Below are 21,762 nucleotides of genomic sequence, written 5' to 3'. Positions count from 1 at the left end.
TCAAGCGAATACGCAGGTTAAGCGGCTTCCCCCTGCTCCCGAGGAGCGGGGCGGAGGTTGTTTTTTGCCGGGTTTTTCGAAACATTTCGCTTAACTGGAAGTAGTATCCTTTACGGATATCGGATTCGTAAGGGAGGCGCGACCGGAGATGAAGAGACGATCCGCCGTATACGGCATCGCGGCGGCGCTGATCGCGGCGAGCTGGCTTGGGAATTTCGCCTACAACCGGCATTACCGGCTGCCGGAAGGCCGCTTTTTGACGCATCGGATCGAAGCGACGGATGCGCCGTACCTGGCGTTCGATTTGTATTACGCCGCGAACAAGGACGACAAGCGAAGGATCGCCTCGATCCGCGCGGAAGGGCTGCCGTCGCTGACGTTCGCCCCCGCCGAGGCGTACCGGGAGCTGAACCGCCAAACCATCTACCGTCTCTACGGGCAGTATACGTCGGCTCCCGAGCGGACGGCGCCGCTTCCGCCGCTGGTCGTGCACGAAGTCGACGTCACGTTCGGCGACGGGAAGACGAAGCGGATGGACGTAGGCGAAATCATCGTGTACCGGGACGATTATCCGCCGCCGCCGGAAGGCGGCCCCGTCGCCATGACGTCGTCGGGCGGCTCGAACGATAACTCCGGCTTCGGTTCCGTCCGCGCGGTGCGCCCCGCGACGCTGACGTCGACCAGTTCCGTTTGGCTGGGCGAGCTCGGCGGCGCGTTCACGTACGAGGTATATGTCACGGGAGGGCCGAGCGGCTACGGGGCCGACGGCCATTTCGACGGCCCGTCGCAGGAGCGGGCGGCGTACCCGGCGCAGCTGGCCGAGGGCAACGGCGTGGCGACGGAGTATCGCTTCCGGTTCGCTCCGGGGGATCCGCATGCCCTGAACGTGTACAACGTGCTGCTGACGCACGGGTTCGCGGAGCCGGACGGCCGCGAATCGCCGTTCCGTCTGCATGCGCGCTATGCGCCTTGGTTTTCGGAGGCGCAGATGAAAGCCTTCGTGCGAGCGGAAAGGAGGGAGGACGGATGAGGAAAGCCTACTCCCGCCTTGCGTTCGGCTTGACGCTCGAGCTGATCGATTTCCGGGTGATGGCGTTCGATCTCTTCCCGGACGTCATCGGCTGCCTGCTCGTCATGTGGGGCGCGTACCGGCTCGGGCGCGAGCGCCGCGTCTTCATGCTCGTCTGGGCCGCGGCGGCGGTCCTGCTGCTGCCGGCGTGCGCCGAGCTTGCCGGCCATTCCGTCCTGGTTCCGCTGCTGGGCGGCGGGACGATCGACGCGGCGCGCATGATCGAAGCCGCGCCGGCGTCCGCCGTCGAGACCGCGATGCTGGCAGCGGTATGCGCGGGCATCCGGGATAGCGCCTCGAAGCGGGGAGCGGCCGGCTTAGCCCGGTCGGCCGACGCGCGGAAGAACGCGGTGCTCGTCGTCAACGGGTTTGGATTGCTGCTGCTGCCGTTTCTGCTTAACGTCGCGAAGTCGAATCGGATCGTGCCCATGCTTACCGTGACGCTGGCGGCGTTCGCGGCGAACGTCGCGGTGATCTTCCTCGCGAACGCGGCCAAACGGGAGCTGGACGAGGACGAGAACGGCGGCGGAGGCGGAGGCCGCGCGCGTGCTCGCCGGCTGAATCGGAACGCGACGAGGCGCCGTTTCGGGCCGGACGGGAACGTCACCCATAGCGTATTAGGCAGGCACGCCAAAAAAAACGGGCGGCTTTCCGGCTCAGGGGGAGTATACGGAAAGCCGCCCGTTCGGGCTTGGCTTGGCGAGGCGCGACCAGCCGACCGTGATCAGCCGACCGTAATCAGCCGACCGCGATCGGACCGGCTTCGACGATCGCGCGCAGGCGATCCTGCAGGTTGTCGGTGCATTCGCCGCCGTGGAAGGCGACGATTTTCGCGAGGTCGAGGCTTTGGAACTTGGCGATCGATTGCAGCGCCGTCTCCTGGTCCGGCGTGTACGCCGGGTTGTACGCCTGCAGCACGCCGTCCTGCGCCGTCAGGGCGTCGCCCGCGATGAGCGTTTTGGACGGGATATGGTAGTAGGAGGTATGATCCGGCGTGTGGCCGGGGGAGAACACGACTTGAATGCCGCCGGCGAACGGCAGGATGTCGCCGTCCTTCACGACGACGTCGACGTTGACCGGCGGGGCGAGCCGCTTGCTCTTGACGAGCGGCACTTCGCCGGCCAGGTACGGCACGGCGACTTGATGCGCGATCACTTGAACCCGGTCGCCGAAGTAGTGCGTCAGCTCGGGCAAACTGCCGATATGATCCATGTCCTGATGGGTGATGACGATTTTGGTCAGCTTCTCGAACGGAACGGACGCCTCTTGGAACGCGGCGCGAATCAGCTCGAGCGAGCCGGGAATGCCGGTATCGAACAGAATAACGTCCTTCTCGTCCCAAACGACGGTCGGAATGAAGGGATTGCCGCGGTTTGCCGCGCCTAACGGAATGATCGTGATGCCTACGCCCGATTGAGCCATGTCGAACACCGCCTTAAAAAAGTAATTAACTATCTTTGCTTCTCGTCTATTATTTCATTGCGCCTAGCCAAAAAGCAATCCCTCTCCGGCCCTGTCCGGGTCGCGAGAGGGATTGTCTTGCCGCGATAAGCCGCCAAGCGGCGGCAGCGCGCGATCCGGCCGGCGCTTACGCGCCGATCTTGTCCGCGGCTGCTTCCTGCCGCGCGGCGCGCGCGGCCGTTCCGACGCGGAGGTAGCCGAAGGCCGCCGCCGACAAGAGGACGGCGAGCGCGACGCCGGCCGCGCCGATCCAGGTGACGGCGGTCAGCGAGGCGCCTTCGACGACGATGCCGCCGATGCCCGCGCCGGCCGCCATCGCCAGCTGCACGGCGGAGCTGTTCAGGCTGAGCATGATGCTGGTCGCTTCGGGCGCGAGCGAGATCAGATGGTACTGCTGCGTCGGGCCGGACGACCAAGCGGAGAACGACCAGAGCATGAGCAGCGGGAACATGAGCGCGGCCGACTGGGCGGCGAACGAAATGACGACCAGCCAGGCGGCGTGGAGCGCCATGCCGGCGAGCAGCGTGCGCCGGTAGCCCCAGCGGTCCGTGCCGAAGCCGCCCAGCTTCGAGCCGATCAGGCTCGCGATGCCGAACGCGAACAACGCGATGCTGACGGCTTTTTCGCTCATGCCCGTAATTTCAAGCAGGAACGGGGAAATATACGTGTAGGTGATGGAATAGCCGCCGATCCAGAAGAACGTAATGCCGAGGCCGACGAGAATCTTCGGGTTCTTGAGCAGCCGCAGCTGGTCGCGAAGCGGCACCGGCAGCTCGCCGTCCGTCTTCGGAATCGTGAACGCGATGAGCAAGAGCGCGAGCAAGCCGAGCAGCCCGATGCCGCCGAATACCGCCTGCCAATCGTAGACGGAGGCGGCGAGGCGGCCGAGCGGCACGCCGACGATCAGCGCCGTGCTGAAGCCCATGACGAGCGTGGCGATGGCGCTGCCCCGCTTCTCCTCGGGCGCGAGCTTCGCGGCGACGGTCAGCGCCGTCACGACGAACACGCCGCTGCTGAGCGCGACGACGACGCGGGACGCGATCAGGGCGCCGAAGCCCGGAAGCGCGAACGCCGCGGCGTTCCCGACGACGAACACGGCGAGCGCGTACAGCATCAGCCGCTTGCGGTCGGCCTTGGCGGCGGCCGCCATCAGGAAGGGCGTGCCGAACCCGTAGGCCAGCGAGAACACGGTAATCAATTGGCCGGCCGCGGCGACCGACACGCCGACGTCGTCGGCGACTTTATCGAGAATGCCGGCGATGATGAATTCGGACGTGCCGACCAAAAAGCTGACGATCGCCAGCATATAGATTTTCCAAGCGTAAGACAAACGATCCAACTCCTATCCGGTTTGGTTTTTTAGTATGGTTCGGTTCCGTTCTGGCGGCACCGGTCTCTATCTCTGTGCGGCCCGGCCTTAGGCCGGACCGGCTTGGGTTCTCTCCGTTTGTTAGGTGAATCCGCACAGCCAATTATTTTTATATTTCTAAATTAATCGAAATATACCCCGCAAAAAAGCTAACCCAGCAAATAAGGGGCGTATTTCCGGGCGACTTCGCGGTTGACGCTGTAATAAATGTACGTCCCGTCCTTGCGCATGGTGAGCAGGCCGCATTCCATCAGCTGCTTCAGATGATGCGACAGGGTGGAACCGGCGACGCATTCGAGCTTGCCGCCGATGTCGGAGCAGCACAGGTTTTGTTCCTCCGTCAGGAGCATCGCGATTTTGATCCGGGTCGGCTCTCCGAGTGCTTTGTACACTTTCACCGCTTGTTTGACATCCTCGTTATCCTCGACCATCTGCTGCCACCGCCTTATTATTTCGACATGTATTGAAATAGTACCATGCGCCGGAAACGATGTAAATAGCCAGTTTCGCGGAAGCATGCGCAAGGAAGAAGTTGACGGTTGCCGTCTGCAGAGAGGAAGAGCGGTAATCGCGGCCTGCGCCGCGTTTCGGGGCGAACACGGATCGGCGGCGACCGAGCGGCAGGGGATTTCCAAATGCTGGCGCCCCGCCCCGGCGCGAAATTGACATTGCCGTACGATTGCGCTATACATAGTTGTATGTACAAAAAACAAAGGAGGCGACGGGATGGATAACCGCAACGAACGACCGGCAGCCGATCCGGCCGATGACGCGTTCCTCCGTACATGCCTGTTCTTCAACGCGAACCGGCTGAGCCGCGCCGTGACCAAGATCGCCGAGGAGCAATTCGCCAAGACGGGATTGTCGCCGATGTACGGCTACCTCGTCCGCATCGTGAATATCATGCCGGGCATCACGCAAAAGCTGCTGGCCGAGAAGCTGTACATCACGCCTTCGACGCTGACGCGGTTTATCGATAAATTGGAAACGAAGCAGCTCGTGGAGCGCAAGGTGAGCGGCAAGACCGTCCTTGTCTATCCGACGGAGAAGGGGCTTGCCCTGGAACCGGAGATTCGCGCCGCGTCGCGCGAATTCAAGGCCAAGTACGAGGAAGTGCTGGGCTCGGAAATGGCGGCGCTGCTGTCCGAGGAGATGGAGAAGACGAGCGGACTGCTGGAGAAATAACGCCCGGGCGGCCGCTCGTTTCAAAATGCCGGTCCGCCGGCGCATAATGGTTCATCTTTCAAGCGTCGGCCTCCTGGCCGGCGCTTTTTTGCGCGCGCCCAGGTCTGCCTAGCCCGCCGAGACCGTACGCCGCAGCTCCGCGGCGAGCAGCGGCGCGACGAATTTGCGGAACACGTTGCCGGGCGGCCGGTCGGTTCGCCATTTGTCCGCGGTGAGCACGACGACGACGTCCAGGCTCGGCACGACGTAGACGAACTGGCCGCCGTAGCCTTGGGCGAAGAAATACGCCAGCGCGGGCGCCTGTCGCCCCTCCGCGCCGGGCCTGCCGTCCGCCGCTTGCGAGTCCGCCTCGCCGGGCTCGGCCGCCGCGTCCTCGGCCGCGTCGTACGAGTCGCTCCACCAATGCCAGCCGTACCAGCCCCGGCGCGGCTCCTCGGATTCGATGAACGGCCGAACGGAGCGGACGGCCAGCGCGCGCGGCACGATCGGCTCTCCGGACCATTCGCCTTCCCGCAGATACAGCTCGCCGAACTTCAGCATGTCGAGCGGGCGCAGCTTCATGCCGAAGCCGCCGGTATGGACGCCCTGAGGGTCCGTCTCCCATTCGTACGCCTCGATGCCGAGCGGGCCGAACAGCCGCTCCTCGGCGAACCGGGCGACCGGCATGCCCGCGGCCCGCGCGAGCGCCGCCGCGAGCAGCTGCGAACTGCCGGAATTGTACTCCATGCGCGTGCCGGGATCGTCCGCGAGCGGCAGCTCGAGCACGAAGTCGAGCCAGTCCGGCGTCTTGGTCATTCGCGGAAACGAATTGAGCCCGCCGAACTCGGTCCATTCGAAGCCGGCGGTCATCGTAAGCAGATGCTCGAGCGTAATCGACCGTTTGCGGCGATCGGAATCGGCGGCGAGCCGCGGGAAGAACGCCGAGGCCGGCGTGGCGGCGTCCGGCAGCAGGCCGCGGTCCATCGCGATGCAGACCAGCGCGGAGAGGACGCTCTTGGTGCAGGAATTGATCCGGGCGAGCTCGGCCGCCGTGCCGGGCTCCCGGTAATGCTCGTAGACGAGCCGGCCGTGCCGGCTGATCAGGCAGCTTCGCAAGTTGAGCGGCGCGATCGACGCCGTCAGCGGTGATAAGTCCATGGTATCCATCCTTGTCTATAGCCGTGATGAGCGTTTCATCCGTACCGCCTTAGTTTACCATTTGCGGGCAAAGAACCGAAATTCGCGTCCGACGGCGGTCCGGCCGATCCGATTAGAAAGCGCAACCATGCTCGCGTCTCGAAAATTATCTGACATTTAGATGACGCAGGGCATTGAAAGGCCATCGCTTTAACGCTATGATGTAAGATAACATTACGCAATCATCTCCAAGCCATGGGAACGAACCCGGAAGGAGGAAGAAGGCATGCATTTGACGATCGAACAAGCGCTGGCCGTCTATCCGTTGTCGGAAGGGAAGCTGATCGCGGGAGCGTCGGGGAAGCACCGCGTCGTCAAGTCGCTCAACGTCATGGACGCGCCGGATATCGCGGACTGGATCAAGGAAGGCGAGATGCTGTTCACGACGGCGTATCTGATCAAGGACGACCCGGATGCGGCGTCGGAGCTGATCGCGAAGCTGCACGCCCGCGGCGCCTCCGGGCTCGGCATCAAGCTCGGCCGTTTCTGGGAGGCGATTCCCGAGCGGCTCACCCGTCTGGCGGACGAACTCGGCTTTCCCCTGATCGCGCTTCCGTTCCACTTCTCCTTCTCCGACCAAATGAACGGCCTGTTCCACGCCGAGATGAAGCGCAGCACCGTCCGCCTCGAAGGCGCGCTGGAGAAGCAGATCCGGCTGATGCGCTTCGCGCTGCGGGCGGAATCGATGCCTTCGCTCTTCGAATCCGTGACGGACGTCATCGGCTGCCCGATCGCCGTCGTCGGCTCGCGCGGGCAGGTCGCGTACGGCTCGCCCGGCATCGCCGCGGACGGGCTGACCGACGGCTGGCCGTGGCCGCCGCACAAGAAATGGATCAAGCACCAAGGCCGACAGGCGCTCCGCCTCCCGCTCATGAAGAGCGACGCCTGCACGGGCTTTGCGTACTTCTTCGACGCCCGGCCGTTCCTCTCGCCCGTCGAGGAAGGGCTCTACACCCAAACCGCCGAACTCATCTCCCATCATCTGAACTATAAATACGAAGACTATTTCGAGCTGTCGGTGCAAAAAGACTTTGGCGCGCTGATCAAGCAGTACCTCCGGAACGGCGTGACGGCCGACGCCGTGACGGACTACGCGGCGCGCTGGGAAATGGATTGGCTGACGCAGGGCTTCTTCTGCGCCCTCGTCGACCTGCCCGCCGAGGACGCCGGCTCCGCCCGGCGCGCGGAACGGCTGAACGGCCTGAAGGCGTCGCTGCTCGGCAACGCGCGCATGCAGGCGCTGAACGGCATCTGCGCCGTCGTCGACGAAGGCGTGTTCTGCGTCGTGTCCGACGCCGCGGCCGGCCCGGAGGGCGAGACGCTGCGGGAAGCGCTGGAATCGAGCCTCGCCGGGCTCGGCCTCGACGAGCGGAGAGCGCCGAAGGCGACGATCAGCGCCCGCAAACGCCAGCCGAAGGAGATGCCGGACGGCTTCGCCGAGTGCCGCAACACGTTCCGGCTCGCCCGCGAATGGGGCGTCGAGGAGCGCGTCGTCCGGTACGACACGCTCGACCTCGCCATGATTTTCGAATCGGTGTCCCGCGAGAAAATGCGCGTCTACTGCCAGCGGTGGCTCGGCGGACTGCTCGGCAAGGAGCCGGGTTACGTCGGCGAGATGCTGAAGACGCTGGAGACGTACCTCGACTGCGACGGCCAGCTGAACGAAACCGCCAAGAAGCTGTTCATCCACCGCAACACCGCTACGTACCGGATCGAGAAGCTGAGCGAGATGCTCGACGTGGATTTCAAGAAAGTGAACGTGCTCATGCGTCTCAAGCTCGCGTTCCTGTTCCGCCGGCAGCTCGTGTCGGACGGCGGAGAAGGCGAACGCGGCGCATGACGCAAGCCGTCTCCCATACGACCAAGCCGCCGGAAGCGCGGCCCCGACGATTCGATCCTTGCGAGAGGACGAGGACGGGGCCGCTTTTTTGTCGTCGGCCGGGCACTTCCTTGATTCGAATGGCAAACTCGAATGGCAAGCGCGAATGGCGAGGGCGACGAGGGGATGCGGCGGAGAGAGCAGGGGGATCAAGCCCGGGGAGCAGCACCGAATCGGTCCGCCGTTCCGGGGCGTTGACGCTGCAGGAGAGACGCGAAGCGCGTATCTAATGAAAATGCGACGTGATGAGCGCGATCGCCGACAAGGCGTTATATGCATGTCATCTTAATTTCCAATGAAAGCGCTAAATCTGAATGATTATTGTCATTGATGCCAATAACGTACGCCTAATTTGGCATCCTGCACAAATCTATGTAAGGAATATGGACATAAACGTGACGAATTCTTAAACTGAGATCGTAGTCAGAATATTTCGAACGGAATGTTAAAGGGGGAAGAGGAAGCATGAATAGGAAGAACGGCACGACGGGCTTCTCGAAACGCAACACGGTCATGGCGGTTTGTCTCTTGTCCGCGACGGCGGCGCTGTCGGCTTGCGGCAGCAACGGGGCGCCGAACGACGGCGGCAACGCGGCTGCCGATACTTCCTCGACCACGAACGCCGGCACGAACGCCGGCACGAACGCGGCGACCGACTCGGGAACGAACGCGGGCTCGGCGACGGATACGTCCATGGCGGCGAAGGAGCCGGTTAAGGCGACGCTCATCCTGAACTGGTTCGCCGAGCCGGAGCACGGCGGCAACTTCGCGGCGCTGGAGAAAGGCTTCTACAAGGACGCCGGCCTCGACATGACGCTCACGCCGGGCGGGCCGTCGGTCTCGGCCACGCAGCTCGTCGCTTCCGGCAAGGCCGAATTCGGCATGGCGAACGGCGACGACATTCTCGTCGCGCGCCAGGAAGGCATTCCGGTCGTCGCGATCGCGACCGCGTTCCAGAAGAGCCCGCAGGCGCTTTTTTACCACAAGGATTCGGGCATCGCGGGCTTCGGCGACCTGAACGACCATAAGGTGTACGTCGCCGCCACCGCGAACTTCTGGCAGTACATGAAGAAGAAATACAGCCTCGACAACGCGCAGGAGATGAAATATACCGGCCAGCTCGTCAACTTCCTCAACGACAAGAACGCCGTCACGCAAGGCTACATCACGTCCGAGACGTACACGCTCGAGCAGGAGAAGGTCGACTACGGCGTGCTGCTGAATGCCGATTCCGGCTACAACATCTACGCCAACGTCTATTTCACGACGGAGAAGATGATCCAGGAGCATCCCGATCAGGTCAAGGCGTTCGTCGAAGCCACCGTCAAGGGCTGGGACTATTACAAGACGAACTCCGACGAGATCAACCCGGCGATTCAGAAGAAGAATCCGGAGATGTCGCTCGACATGATGAAGTTCAGCGCCCAAAAGGAAATGGACTTCGCCTTCGGCGGCGACGCGGCGACGCTCGGCACCGGCGTCATGACCAAGGAGCGCTGGTCCGAGGTGCAGCGGCAGCTGAAGGACGTCGGCGTCCTGACGAAGGACGAAGACGTGACGAAGGCGTTCACGACGGAATTTTTGCCGAAGAAGTAAGCCGCGGGCGCCGGCTCGGAAGCGGAGGGCGGGGACCGCGGTCCCCGAGCCGCTCCCGGCCGCCCGGCGGCTAGGGAAGAACGACGGTTGGACCACGAAAGGAGCATGATTATGGCAGCGGAAGACGTGAATACCCGCATGTTGCCCGACGGCATGTACCCCGCCCGGGAAGGATCGGGACGGATGGCCGGGCGGCTGGAGCAACGGACGGGGAGGGGAAGCAGGCCGCTCGCGGCCTTTATCAAGAAGCTGGCGCCGCCGCTCGCGGCGTTCATCGTGTTCATCGGCGGCTGGCAGCTGATCTGCTACCTGCTGCAGGCGCCGGCCTATCTCGTGCCGAAGCCGTCGGACATCGTGAAGGCGGCGATCGAGAACCGCCGCGAGCTGTGGACGGCGGTGTCGACGACGGCGTTCGAATCGGTGTTCGGCTTCCTGCTCAGCATCGTGCTCGGCATCTCGTTCGCGATTCTGATGGCCAGCTCGAAGGTCGTCGAGGAGAGCGTCTATCCGTACGCCATTATCATGCAGACCATCCCGATCGTGGCCATCGCGCCGCTGATCGTCATCTGGTTCGACGCCGGTTTCCGGGCCATCGTCATTATCGCGTTTCTGATCGGATTCTTCCCGATGCTGTCCAATACGCTGATCGGCCTGAATTCCACGGAACACAACCTGCGCAATCTCTTTTATCTCTATAACGCGAAGCCGCTGCAGACGATGTGGCGCCTGCGCATCCCGGCCGCGCTCCCGTACATCGTGGCGGGCTTGAAAATTTCCTGCACGCTGTCCGTCATCGGCGCCATCGTCGGGGAGTACATCGCCGGCATCGGCGGCGGCAACGGCGGTCTCGGCTACGCGATCACGTACGCGGCCGGGCGGCTCAAGACGCCGTACCTGTTCGCCTGCGGGCTGTCGGCGTCGCTGCTCGGCATCCTGTTCTTCCTGCTCGTGAACCTGCTGGCCAAATGGATGCTCAGCTCGTGGCACGAGTCCGAGATGAAGCGCGAAGGCTGACGCCAAAACGGCAAGGATCATTGAGAATCATGAAGGATCGGCAACCAAGGCGCCAAGCCCGGCTCACGAAGGTCCGGGAGGGGGCGAAACGAAGCGCGGGGAGGTCGTACGATGCTGCAAGCGGAACAGCAAGTGCTGCGCCGGTATTACTATCCGGTCATGCCGGTATCCGAATTAATCGAAGGCCCGCGATCGGTCGCGATGTTCGGCGAACCCGTCGTCGTCTGGCTCGACGCGGCGGGCAAGCCGGCGGCGGCGATCGACCGCTGCTGCCACCGCGCCGCGAAGCTGTCGCTCGGCGGGACGCGGGACGGCTGCATCGTCTGCCCGTACCACGGCTGGACGTTCGACCGCGACGGGAAATGCACGTATTTTCCGCAATCGGAGCTCGAGGACCCGCCGAAGGTGTACAAAATCAAAGCCTATGCTTGCGAGGAGCGATACGGCTACGTGTGGATCGCGCTCGGCGAGCCGCTCGCGGGCATTCCGGACTTCCGCCGTTACGGCGATCCGGACATCCGGCAAATCCACCAGTTTCACGAGGTCATCCGCTGCTCGGCGCTGCGCCTCATGGAGAATTCGTTCGACATTGCGCATATCGCCTTCGTGCACCATAACACGTTCGGCAACAACCAGGATCCGATCCCGCCGGACTTCGAGCTCGTTCCGAACGACCGCGGCTTCGAGATGCGGTACGAGGTGCGGGTCACGAACAAGCTGAACAAGAACGTCAAGGCGATCAACGTCGACGCCGACGAGACGGTCCGCAAGGTCCGGGCGACTTGGTTCATGCCGTTCGTCCGGCAGCTCGACATGACGTATCCGACGGGGCTCGTGCATTCCATCGTGACGTGCGCGACGCCGATCGACAACGGATCGTGCATCCTGATCCAGTTCGTCTTCCGCAACGACGCGGAGGCGGACGTGCCGGCGGCGTCGGTCATCGCCTTCGACCGGGCCGTCGTGGACGAGGATATGCGGATTCTGGAATCGACGGAGCCGAACATCCCGCTCGATCTGAAGCTGAGGCTCGAGACGCACATGCACGCCGACAAGCCGGGCATCGCGATGCGGGAAAGGCTGCTGAAGCTGTTCGAGGCGCACGGCGAGCGGGAGATTTTGCCGCAGTTGAAAACGCCGCAGTTCTACCAAACGGAGGTGCTGGAGCGGAAGGCGAAGCCGGGCTGACCGCCGCAGGCCGCCTTTCGGGCAGCCGACAGAGCAGCGGCATGCCGGTCTGGCAAGCCGAGACAATCAAGGGGAGGTGCACGCCGATGCGGCAATCGATGATAGGCGCGAATACGATGGTCGTCAGCCCGCATTACCTCGCGTCCGCGGCCGGCGCGCGCATCCTGGAGCGGGGCGGCAACGCGTTCGACGCCGCCGTCGCGGTGAGCGCTTGCCTCGCCGTCGTCTATCCCCACATGACGGGGCTCGGCGGCGACGCGTTCTGGCTGACGTACGGCGCGGCCGACCGCGCCGTCCGGGCGTACAACGCCAGCGGCCGATCCGGTTACGGAGCGAACCGCGGCCAGTACGCGGGCCTCGCCGCCATCCCGCAGCGCGGCGTGCGCAGCGTCGTGACCGTGCCGGGCATGGCCGACGGCTGGGACGCGGTGCTGCGGGAATACGGCACGATGGCGCTGGCCGACGCGCTGGAGCCGGCCATCGGCTACGCCGAACGGGGCTTCCCGCTGTCGCGGGACCAATACGCGAACACGCTGCAGCGGCACCCGCTGCTGAGCGTCATGCCGGACACGTCCGCCGTCTATACCCCGGGCGGCGGCGTGCCCAAACCGGGCGAGCGGTTCGTCCAGCGCGACCTGGCGCGGACGCTGAAGCAGCTGGCGCAAGGCGGCCGCGACGGCTTTTACAAAGGCCCGATCGGCCGCAGGATCGCCGATTATTTGGCGAAGCGCGGGGGCGTGCTGCGCGAGGACGACTTCGCCGACCACGCGGGCGAGTGGACGACGCCGCTCCGCGGATCGTACAAAGGGCTCGCGCTCTATCAGGCGCCGCCCAATTCGCAGGGCTTCACCGGCATCATGGCGCCGCAGATCGTCGAGCGCTTCGGCTTCGGCGAAGGCGGCCCCGTCGAGCACGGGTCGTTCGCGTACTATCATCTGCAGATCGAAGCGCTCAAGCTCGCCTTCCGGGACCGGAACGCATGGCTGACCGATCCCGCCTTCGCGGCGATCCCGGTCGACCGGTTCATCTCCGGCGCGTACTGCGCGGAGCTTGCCGGCCGGATCGATCCGGCGAAGGCGCTCCCGCTCGCGTCGGAGCCGGTCGGCAGCGACACCGCGTACGCGGCGGTCGTGGACCGGGACGGCAACGCGGTCTCGTTCATTCAAAGCCTGTATTTCGAATTCGGCTCCGGCGTGACGGCGGGCGATACAGGCATTCTGCTGCAGAACCGCGGCTCGTATTTCTCGCTCGACCCGGCGCACGTGAACCGGCTGGAGCCGCGCAAGCGGACGTTCCATACGCTCATGCCGGCCATGGCCTGCAGGGACGGCGTCCCGTATTTGCTCTACGGCACGCAGGGCGGCGAAGGCCAGCCGCAGACGCAGAGCGCGCTCCTGACCCGGATCGCCGATTACGGCATGGATCCGCAGGCCGCGGTCGACGCGCCGCGCTGGGTCTGGGGCCGCACGTGGGGCGACGAGACGCAGGAGCTGCGGATCGAAAGCCGCGTGCCGGAGGCCGTGCGCCGCGAGCTCGCGGAGGCCGGGCATCTCGTCCGTACGGTGGCCGCCTACGACGGCGCCGTCGGCCATGCCCACGCGATTCTGATCGACGGGTCCGGTTTCCGCCAAGGCGGCGCGGACCCGCGCAGCGACGGTCAAGCGGTCGGCTGGTAGCCGGCGCAACCGACCGGCCGAATCACAGACAGAGACAGAGGAGGTTCGCCCATGCGATTCGGCGACGTAACCGTGAAACGCAACGTGCCCTGCACGCTGCGGGACGGCGTGATTTTATACGCGGATATCTATTTGCCCGAGGAGACCGGCGAGTACCCGGTGCTGCTCCTGCGCCAGCCGTACGGCCGGAAGATCGCTTCGACGGTCAGCCACGCGCATCCCGTGTGGTACGCCTCGCAAGGCTACATGGTCATCGTGCAGGACGTGAGGGGGAGAGGCGATTCCGAAGGGGAGTTCGTCCCGTTCGTCCACGAAGCCGAGGACGGCTTCGACGCGGTGGAATGGGCGGCGAAGCTGCCGTACGCGAACGGGAAGGTCGGCATGTACGGCTTCTCGTACCAGGGCATCGCCCAATGGGCGGCCGCCTCGCTTCGCCCGCCGGCGCTGAAGACGATCGTCCCGAGCATGACGGCCGGCGACGTGCACCGCTGGGCCTATCCGCACGGCAGCTTCTCGAACGGCATGCTGATCTGGGCGTTTCAGCTGGCGCGGGATTCCGCGCGGCGGGCAGGCGATCTCGAGGCGGAGCGGGCATGCTCGGCCATTATGTCGAGCCCCGACGCGATGCTGCGCCATCTGCCCTTGAACGACCGCCATCCGATCCTGGAGCGCTACTGCCCGGCTTACTTCGACTGGGTTAACCGGCCGGAGTACGACGCCTACTGGCTGTCGCTCAATTGGCTGCCGGCCTTCCTCGATCATCCGATCCCGACGTTCCATATCGGCGGCTGGTACGATTTTCTGCTCGACGGCACGGTCCAGTCGTACCTGGCGCTGCAGGAGACGGCGCCCGCGCGGACGCCGGACCTGTTCCACCGGCTCGAGATCGGGCCGTGGGTCCACATTCCGTGGGGCCGCAAAGCCGGGGGCGTCGACCACGGGCCCGAAGCGGACGGCGACATGCACCGGAAGCAGGCGCGCTGGTTCGATTACTGGCTGAAGGGCGAGCGGGACAACGGCCTGTACGAGGAGCCGGCCGTCCGGTATTTCGATCTCCAGGCGCGGGGGTGGAAAACGGCGGAGGCGTACCCGGAGCACGCCGGCGGCCGCAAATGGCTGCTGAGCGGCTCGGCGAAGCCGGCCAACGGCGCGCTCGGCGGCGGACGGCTGACGGAGACGGCGCCGGACGACGGGGCGGCGCCGGACGTGTTCGTGTACGACGCGCGGCTGCCGATGCCGCTTGCCGGCTATGCGCCGGCGGACCGCAGCGGCATCCAGGACCGGACGGAAATGCTCGTCTACACGGGCGAGCCGCTCGCGGAAGCCGTCGGCGTGCTGGGCGCGCCGGTCGTGAACGCGTGCGTCCAGTCGATGGAAGGGCCGACGGATCTCGTGGCCATCCTGTCGATGCTGGAGCCGGACGGCACCGCCCGGTTCCTGTCCGTCGGCCGGGCGGAGATCGGCCGGAACGACGGCGGCTGGTGCCGGGCGCGCATCGTCATGCGGCCGATCGCCGCGACGTTCCGGCCCGGCTCGGCCATCCGGCTCGAGCTGACGGGCAGCGCGTTTCCGACGCTCATCCGCCATCCGAACGGCATTCCGCTGAACGATGCCCGGCGGGCGGAGGAGAGCGATCTCACGATCGCCGTCGTGGCCGTGAAGAGCCGCGCCGGGATGGAATCGTGGATCGAGCTGCCGGTGACGGAGGACTAACGCCGGCGGCATCCCGGTCCTATTTTGACAGGTCTCGTCTTTTTACAGGTCTCATCCAATGAACGATCCGAAAGGAGCTGCGGATACATGACGAACGAGTGGAAGCTGATCAACGCAAGCCTGCCGCTGCGGGACGAGGCGCATCTCTATGCGCTGACGGTCCGGGACGGCTTATGGACGGACGTCGCGGCGCAGCCGGGAACCGCGGACGTGCCGGGCGCCGTGCCCATCGACGAACTGGCGGGCGCTCCGGCGGCCGGCACGGTCGTCGATCTCGGCGGCAAGGTGCTGCTCCCGGGCCTCGTCGACGCGCATATGCATCTCGACAAATCGTTTTGCCTGCCGCAGGTGGGCAACGCGTCGGGTACGCTCGAAGAAGCGGTGAGCAACTATTCCAACGCCGTGCACGCGTTCTCCAAGGACGAGATCAAGGCGCGGATCATCCGCTCCGCGCTGCAGGCCGTCGCGTTCGGCACGACCGCGATCCGCACGCATCTCGACTTCCACGTCCGATGGGGCGCGGACGTCGCGCTGCGGACGATCGAGGCGGCGCTCGAGGCGCAGGCGGAGCTGAAGCCGTACGTGAAGCTGGAGCTGTTCCCGCTCGCGCCGATGTTCCGGTTCGAGGCAGGGCATCTCGACGTGCTGGAGGAGACGCTCCGCATGGGCGTGACCGGCGTCGGCACCGCGGCGCATATGTCCGCGACGTGGGAATCCGACATCGACACGCTGTTCGGGCTCGCGCAGAAGTACGACCTGCCGCTCGACTTCCATACGGACGAAAGCGACGACCCGATGAAGCGGACGGTCGCGCATATCGCGCAGCGGACGATCGATTGCGGTTGGTCCGGCCGCGTCACGGTCGACCATCTGTGCTCGCTCGCCGCGATGAACGACGCGGACGCCGGCATGCTGATCGAGCGGATGGCGGCCGCCAAGCTGTACGCCGTCACGCTGCCGGGCGCGAACCTGTACCTGCAGGGCCGCCGCGACGGCTTTCCGGTCCGGCGGGGCGTGACGCGGGTGAAGGACCTGCTGTCCGCGGGCATCGCGCTCGCGACGGCTTCGGACAACATCCACGACCCGTTCCATCCGTTCGGCCGCGGCGATCTGCTCCAGATCGGCCTCATCACGGCGTACGCCGCGCATATGGGGCGGCCGGCCGACCTGCGGACGATTCTCCGCATGATTACCGAGATCCCGGCGTCGATTCTCGGGCTCGAAGGCTACGGCGTCGAAGCGGGAAACGACGCGGACTTCGTCGTCTTCGACGGGGCGACGCCGGAGGAGCTGTTCACGATGGTGCCGGAGCGGCGCTGGGTGTTCCGCGGCGGGCGCTGGCTGAAGCTGGCGGCGAAGCGGAGCGGCTTCGCGCTGCCGGAGCTCGACCGGCGGCTGGGCGAGGCGGCGGAGCGGCTGGCGTTCGGCACGCCGGCCGCCGTCGCCAAGGCGTAAGCCGGAGGAGGAGCCGCGATGACGAAGCTGCTCGTCGTTTATTCCAGCGCCTACGGCCACGTGTACGACATGGCGCTCGCCGCCGCGCGGGGCGCCCGGATCCCCGAGCTGGAATCCGAGCGCAACCGCACGCCGTACCTCGACAAGTTCAAGAAGCGGGAAGAGAGCGCCCTGTCCGGCAAATTCCGGACGGCGGCCCGCTTCGCCAAGTACGAGGCGTCCCGGGAGGCGCAGCTGCCGGTCCCGGTCGCGACGAACGACGACCTGCGCTGGGCCGACGGCATCGTCTGGGGCTTCCCGACGTACTTCGGCTCCATGCCGGCGCAGGTGAAGCTGTTCCTGGAGTTCGCGAGCGAGCTGTGCGCGGACGGCGGCCTCGAGGGCAAGCCGGCCGGGCTGATCACGAGCGCCGGATCGATCCATACCGGCCACGAGGCGAATCTGCTGACGTCCATGGTGCCGTTGTTCCATTTCGGCATGATCATGGTCGGGCTGCCGTATTCGGAAAATCCGGAATATCTGACGGCCGACGCCATCGGCTGCTCGCCCTACGGGGCGTCGACGCTGGCGGGGCCGGACAGCTCGCTCGCGCCGGACGAACGGGAGCTTCGGATGGCGGGCCGGCTCGGCCTGCGGGTCGCGCGGGTCGCGGCGGCCCTGAAGCAAAGCGGCCTACGGTCAGGCCAATAACGCGCAAAGGGGATTACCGACATGAGTTTTCTTTCCACGATGCTGACGTCTTCTTCCGCGGCGGCGCCCGTCATGAACGATGCGCCGGACGCGCTGATCCGCCTGCAGGACGTCGGCAAGACGTACCCGAACGGCACGGTCGCCGTGCAGCATGCGAACCTGACGGCGGGCGAGGGCGAGTTTCTGTGCTTCGTCGGCCCGTCGGGCTGCGGCAAATCGACGATATTCAATATGATCGCGGGCCTTACCGGACAGACGGGCGGGCGGCTCGAAGTGCTCGGCACGACGCCGAAGGAGGCGCGGCGCCAGAACGAAATCGCGTTCGTGTTCCAGGAGCACACGCTGCTGCCGTGGTCGAAGCTGATCGACAACGTGACGCTGCCGCTCAAGCTGCGGGGCGTGCCGAAGAAGGAGCGGCTGGAGGAGGGCGAGCGCGTGCTGGAGCTGGTCGGCCTGAAGGATTACCTGAAGGTCCTGCCGCGCGAGCTGTCCGGCGGGATGAAGATGCGCGTCTCCATCGCGCGGGCGCTCATCGCCCGGCCGAAGCTGCTGCTCATGGACGAACCGTTCGGCGCGCTCGACGAGATTACCCGGCAGACGCTCCAGGACGAACTGTTGAAAATCTGGCGGCAGGACCAAAAAATGACCGTCCTGTTCATCACGCACAACGTGTTCGAGGCCGTCTTCCTCTCGACCCGGGTCGTCGTCATGACGCCGCGGCCGGGCAAAATCTCCGACGTCATCGACATTCCGGCGCCGTTCCCGCGGGACGACGAGTTCCGGACGTCGCCGGAGTTCGGCGAGTACGTGCGCCACGTCTCGCATCTGCTGAAGCATTAGGCGCCGGCGCGGCAGGGATGCGGGCCAAGCGACCAAGGAGGGAAAGAGGGATGCCGATGCATCGGTTAGGCAATCGCAAGCGGGCTTGGCGCGTCTCCGGGACGCACGTGGATTTGCGCGCGGACGCCGGCGGCGGCGCTTCGTCCGCGCGGGCAGGCATCGAGCTCGCGGCGCTGCCGCAGCGGCTGACGCTCGATCTCGCGCGGACGGCGATCGTCGTCGTCGACATGCAGAACGACTTCTGCGCGCCGGGCGGGTGGCTCGATTCCATCGGCGTCGACACGTCGCCGCTGCTGGCGCCGGTCGAGCCGCTGAACCGGCTGCTGCCGGCGCTGCGCGCGGCGGGCGTGCCGGTCGTCTGGCTCAATTGGGGCAACCGGCCGGACCGGCTCAACCTGAGCCCGTCGGTGCTGCACGTGTACAACCCGGACGGGGCGGGCGTCGGCATCGGCGATCCGCTGCCGGCGAACGGCTCCCGGGTGCTCGAGAAGGGCAGCTGGGGCGCGGCGATCGTGGACGGCCTCGCGCCGGAGCCGGAGGACGTCCTCGTGGACAAATACCGGATGAGCGGCTTTTGGGATACGCCGCTCGACAGCATTTTACGGAATCTGGACATTCGCACGCTGCTCTTCGCGGGCGTCAACCTGGACCAGTGCGTCATGCACACGCTTCAGGACGCGGGCTGCCTCGGCTACGACGTCGTCCTGCTCGCGGACTGCTGCGCGACGAGCTCGCCCGCTTACTGCGCGGAGGGCGCGATGTACAATATCAAACAATGCTACGGCTTCGTCGCGGAATCGGCCGAACTGGCCGCCGCGCTGGAAGCGAACTACGGAGAGGTGGAGCAACGATGAGCATACCGGGATTGATCGCAGGCCATTACGCGGATTGTCCGGTCCGGAAAATCTCGCCGCGGGACACGAATAAATTCGTGCTGCTGTGCGACGGCGCGCAGGCGCCGTTCGTGTCGGTGGTGGAAATTTTCGACGAGGGCGGCCAGACGCCGCCGAACGAGCACGCCGCGGCGGTCGAATACTTTTACGTGCTGGCGGGGGAGGGCGCCGCGATCGTCGGCGAGACGGAGCTGCCGATCCGGCAAGGGTCGTTCTTCATCGTGCCGCCGGGCAACAACCACCAGGTGCGCAACACGGGCCGCGGCCGGCTGTACGTGCTGACGACGATGGTGCCGGACGAAGCGTTCTCCGACCTGATCAAGGCGGGGCCGGAAGCGTCGCTCGACGAGGCCGACCTGGCGGTATTGAACGGCGCGCCGCAGCCGCGTTAGCCCGCTTGCCCGGGGCATCGACGAACGGATGGAGGAATCGGACATGGTCGATCAATGGCATGCTTACGTGAACGAAGATTTCGCGGCCGCGCCTTCCGGCAAGGGGGTGCTGCAGGGGCAAACGTTCGCGGCGAAGGACGTGTTCGGGCTCGCGGGCTGGACGAACACGGCCGGCAATCCCGACTGGCACCGCACGCACGGCCCGTCCGCCGCGAACGCCCCCGTCATCGACCTGCTGCTCGGGCAGGGCGCCCGCTTGCGGGGCATTACGCATACCGACGAGCTGATGTTCAGCTTGAACGGGGAAAACCACCACTTCGGCACGCCGGTCAATCCGCGCGCGGTGGACCGCATTCCCGGCGGCTCGTCGAGCGGCTCGGCGGTCGCGGCGGCTTCGGGGACGGCCGACTTCGCGGTCGGCACGGACACGGGCGGCTCCGTCCGGATCCCGTCGGCGTACTGCGGCGTGTTCGGCATCCGGCCGACGCACGGCGCCGTGCCCGTCGACGGCGTCATTCCGCTCTCCGCGAGCTTCGACACGGTCGGCTGGATGGCCGCCGGCAGCCGGACGCTGCTGGACGTCGGGCTCGCCCTGCTGGGCGGGAACGCCGCCGAAGGAGAGGAGACCGGCTTCGGCGACCGGCTGCTGTTCGCCGCGGACGCATGGAGCCTGGCGGACGACGCCTGCCGGAGGCATTTGCTGGCTTGGCTGGCGGACGCCGGAGCGGGCGTGGACCGGGGCGAATGGGTAACGGCGGCGCCCGAAGGGCTGCCGGTCTGGTTCGATACGTTCCGGACGATCCAAGGGTACGAGATCTGGCGCGAGCACGGCGGCTGGATCGAGCGGGAGCGGCCGCGCTTCGGGCCGGGCATCGCGGAGCGCTTCGCCTGGTCCGCCACGCTGAAGCAAGGCGACTACGAGCGCCGCGCGGAGGACCGGCTGCGCATCCGGGCCGCCATGGAGGCGCTGCTGGGACGCGGCCGGCTGCTCGTCGTGCCGACGCTCCCGAGCGTCGCGCCGCGCATCGGGACGTCGGGCGACGCGCTGGAGCAGCTCCGGATCCGGACGATGCAGCTCTCCTGCATCGCGGGGCTGAGCGGTCTCCCGCAGGTGACGGTGCCGGCCGGCGAGGTCGGCGGCGCGCCCGTCGCCGTGTCGCTCATCGCCGGCCCCGGGATGGATCTGCCGTTGCTTCGCTGGGTCGACCGGCTCGCGCAGGCGCGGCCCGGACGCAGCCTCGCCGCGTCGCGGCCTTCCGCGGCCGCGGCCGGCGTGGCCGGCGAGCCCGGCGAGACCGGCGAAGGGCACACACGACGGAACGGATAAGGGGGAGCAACCATGTTTGTACGCTATGAAGGCACCGCCTGGGAGCGGAGATTCCTGCCGCGGCTGACCAGCAAGCAGGTGAAGGAGCTGCCGAAGGAGGACGCGCTCGTCATTCTGCCGATCGGGGCGGTGGAGCAGCACGGTCCGCATCTCCCGGTGCTGACGGATACGCTGATCGGGGAAGCGACGCTGACCGCCGCGCTCGAGCGGCTCGACGCGGACGCGCCGGTATGGCTGCTGCCGCCGGTCCCGTACGGCAAGAGCAACGAGCATCTCGGCCTGCCGGGCACGATTTCGCTGTCGGCGGCGACGCTGCAGGGCGTCGTGCTCGACATCGCCGAAAGCCTGAAGCTGAGCGGCTTCGAGCGGCTGCTGCTGTTCAACACGCACGGCGGCAACGTCGATCTGCTCAACATGGTCGCGCGGGAAATCCGCATTCGCAGCGGGATGACGGTGTTTTATCTGAGCCCGAGCAGCCTCGGCGGAGCGGAAGGTTTGATCGCGGAGGAAGAGCTGGAGTACGGCATCCACGGCGGCGACTACGAGACGTCGCTCGTGAAGGCGATCAAGCCGGAGTGGGTGCTCGACGAATTCGCGGTCAAGGAAGTGCCGGAGATGGCCGGCTTCGAATTTTTGACGCTGGAGGGCAAGATCCGCTTCGCCTGGCGGATGGCGGACATATCGGCCAGCGGCATCGCCGGGGACGCCACGATCGCGACGGCGGAGAAGGGCCGGCTCATTATGGACCGGACGGCCGGCACGCTGGCGAAGGCCTTGAAGGAGCTGTGCACGTTCAAGCTGGCGGATTTGGAGCGGAAGCGGATCGAAGCTTAAGCCCG

General features: G+C 65.9%; 20 protein-coding genes. 15 read left to right on the top strand and 5 right to left on the bottom strand.

Going from position 1 to position 21,762, the window contains the following annotated elements:
- Positions 1 to 148 precede the first annotated feature (148 nt).
- Positions 149 to 1,030: a hypothetical protein gene (locus BMZ79_RS23700; protein WP_090644778.1), complete on the top strand. Its 882-nt coding sequence runs from the start codon at positions 149 to 151 to the stop codon at positions 1,028 to 1,030.
- Positions 1,031 to 1,037: 7 nt separating this feature from the next.
- Here BMZ79_RS23700 and BMZ79_RS23695 read toward each other — a convergent pair whose 3' ends face one another.
- From BMZ79_RS23695 to BMZ79_RS23680, 4 genes are all read right to left on the bottom strand, one after another.
- Positions 1,038 to 1,703, bottom strand: a complete 666-nt coding sequence (locus BMZ79_RS23695; RefSeq protein ID WP_143089057.1) for a hypothetical protein — start codon at positions 1,701 to 1,703, stop codon at positions 1,038 to 1,040.
- A gap of 104 nt (positions 1,704 to 1,807) precedes the next feature.
- On the bottom strand, positions 1,808 to 2,491 hold the full coding sequence (locus tag BMZ79_RS23690) for an MBL fold metallo-hydrolase (protein WP_090644773.1): 684 nt from the start codon (positions 2,489 to 2,491) through the stop codon (positions 1,808 to 1,810).
- Between the two features lie 166 nt (positions 2,492 to 2,657).
- Positions 2,658 to 3,860 (bottom strand): MFS transporter, encoded by a 1,203-nt coding sequence (locus tag BMZ79_RS23685; RefSeq protein ID WP_090644771.1) that lies wholly within the window; start codon positions 3,858 to 3,860, stop codon positions 2,658 to 2,660.
- A 188-nt stretch (positions 3,861 to 4,048) separates the two neighbouring features.
- Entirely contained in the window at positions 4,049 to 4,330 is a 282-nt protein-coding gene (locus BMZ79_RS23680; protein WP_090644768.1) for an ArsR/SmtB family transcription factor, read from the bottom strand.
- Positions 4,331 to 4,625: 295 nt separating this feature from the next.
- Between BMZ79_RS23680 and BMZ79_RS23675 the strand changes: the two genes are divergently transcribed.
- Positions 4,626 to 5,084, top strand: a complete 459-nt coding sequence (locus BMZ79_RS23675; RefSeq protein ID WP_090644765.1) for a MarR family winged helix-turn-helix transcriptional regulator — start codon at positions 4,626 to 4,628, stop codon at positions 5,082 to 5,084.
- Between the two features lie 108 nt (positions 5,085 to 5,192).
- Here the strand turns inward: BMZ79_RS23675 and BMZ79_RS23670 are convergent, their stop codons facing one another.
- On the bottom strand, positions 5,193 to 6,221 hold the full coding sequence (locus tag BMZ79_RS23670) for a serine hydrolase domain-containing protein (RefSeq protein ID WP_371263780.1): 1,029 nt from the start codon (positions 6,219 to 6,221) through the stop codon (positions 5,193 to 5,195).
- Between the two features lie 265 nt (positions 6,222 to 6,486).
- Here BMZ79_RS23670 and BMZ79_RS23665 point away from each other — a divergent pair, with 265 nt between their 5' ends.
- From BMZ79_RS23665 to BMZ79_RS23605, 13 genes are all read left to right on the top strand, one after another.
- A complete protein-coding gene (locus BMZ79_RS23665; protein ID WP_090644760.1) occupies positions 6,487 to 8,100 on the top strand; it encodes a PucR family transcriptional regulator in 1,614 nt (537 codons plus the stop codon).
- Positions 8,101 to 8,604: 504 nt separating this feature from the next.
- A complete protein-coding gene (locus tag BMZ79_RS23660) occupies positions 8,605 to 9,735 on the top strand; it encodes an ABC transporter substrate-binding protein (protein WP_256253059.1) in 1,131 nt (376 codons plus the stop codon).
- Between the two features lie 183 nt (positions 9,736 to 9,918).
- Complete coding sequence (locus tag BMZ79_RS23655) at positions 9,919 to 10,749, top strand: ABC transporter permease (RefSeq protein WP_256253074.1); 831 nt, start codon at positions 9,919 to 9,921, stop codon at positions 10,747 to 10,749.
- A gap of 111 nt (positions 10,750 to 10,860) precedes the next feature.
- Positions 10,861 to 11,937 carry an aromatic ring-hydroxylating dioxygenase subunit alpha gene (locus tag BMZ79_RS23650; protein ID WP_090644755.1) on the top strand — a complete coding sequence of 359 codons (1,077 nt, stop codon included), beginning with the start codon at positions 10,861 to 10,863 and terminating at the stop codon, positions 11,935 to 11,937.
- Positions 11,938 to 12,023: 86 nt separating this feature from the next.
- A complete protein-coding gene (gene ggt / locus BMZ79_RS23645) occupies positions 12,024 to 13,613 on the top strand; it encodes a gamma-glutamyltransferase (protein WP_090644752.1) in 1,590 nt (529 codons plus the stop codon).
- 51 nt (positions 13,614 to 13,664) lie between these two features.
- The gene (locus BMZ79_RS23640) at positions 13,665 to 15,326 is read left to right on the top strand and encodes a CocE/NonD family hydrolase (RefSeq protein ID WP_090644749.1); all 1,662 of its coding nucleotides are present in this window, start codon (positions 13,665 to 13,667) and stop codon (positions 15,324 to 15,326) included.
- Positions 15,327 to 15,413: 87 nt separating this feature from the next.
- The gene (locus BMZ79_RS23635) at positions 15,414 to 16,781 is read left to right on the top strand and encodes an amidohydrolase family protein (RefSeq protein WP_090644747.1); all 1,368 of its coding nucleotides are present in this window, start codon (positions 15,414 to 15,416) and stop codon (positions 16,779 to 16,781) included.
- Positions 16,782 to 16,799: 18 nt separating this feature from the next.
- The gene (gene wrbA / locus BMZ79_RS23630; protein ID WP_090644745.1) at positions 16,800 to 17,471 is read left to right on the top strand and encodes an NAD(P)H:quinone oxidoreductase; all 672 of its coding nucleotides are present in this window, start codon (positions 16,800 to 16,802) and stop codon (positions 17,469 to 17,471) included.
- Positions 17,472 to 17,543: 72 nt separating this feature from the next.
- Positions 17,544 to 18,311, top strand: a complete 768-nt coding sequence (locus tag BMZ79_RS23625; RefSeq protein WP_371263786.1) for an ABC transporter ATP-binding protein — start codon at positions 17,544 to 17,546, stop codon at positions 18,309 to 18,311.
- Positions 18,312 to 18,361: 50 nt separating this feature from the next.
- A complete protein-coding gene (locus BMZ79_RS23620) occupies positions 18,362 to 19,165 on the top strand; it encodes a cysteine hydrolase family protein (RefSeq protein WP_256253058.1) in 804 nt (267 codons plus the stop codon).
- Positions 19,162 to 19,596, top strand: coding sequence for a cupin domain-containing protein (locus BMZ79_RS23615; RefSeq protein ID WP_090644740.1), 435 nt, complete (start codon positions 19,162 to 19,164; stop codon positions 19,594 to 19,596). The genes BMZ79_RS23620 and BMZ79_RS23615 overlap by 4 nt, the downstream gene beginning before the upstream one ends.
- 43 nt (positions 19,597 to 19,639) lie before the next feature.
- Positions 19,640 to 20,923: an amidase gene (locus BMZ79_RS23610; RefSeq protein ID WP_090644738.1), complete on the top strand. Its 1,284-nt coding sequence runs from the start codon at positions 19,640 to 19,642 to the stop codon at positions 20,921 to 20,923.
- Positions 20,924 to 20,935: 12 nt separating this feature from the next.
- The gene (locus BMZ79_RS23605) at positions 20,936 to 21,757 is read left to right on the top strand and encodes a creatininase family protein (protein WP_090644735.1); all 822 of its coding nucleotides are present in this window, start codon (positions 20,936 to 20,938) and stop codon (positions 21,755 to 21,757) included.
- The last annotated feature ends 5 nt before the right edge of the window (positions 21,758 to 21,762 follow it).

This window comes from Paenibacillus sp. UNC496MF (assembly GCF_900113915.1).
Taxonomy (GTDB): domain Bacteria; phylum Bacillota; class Bacilli; order Paenibacillales; family Paenibacillaceae; genus Paenibacillus_Z; species Paenibacillus_Z artemisiicola.
The sequence above is the reverse complement of the archived record's forward strand: the minus strand, read 5'-3'. Positions and strand labels throughout refer to the sequence as shown.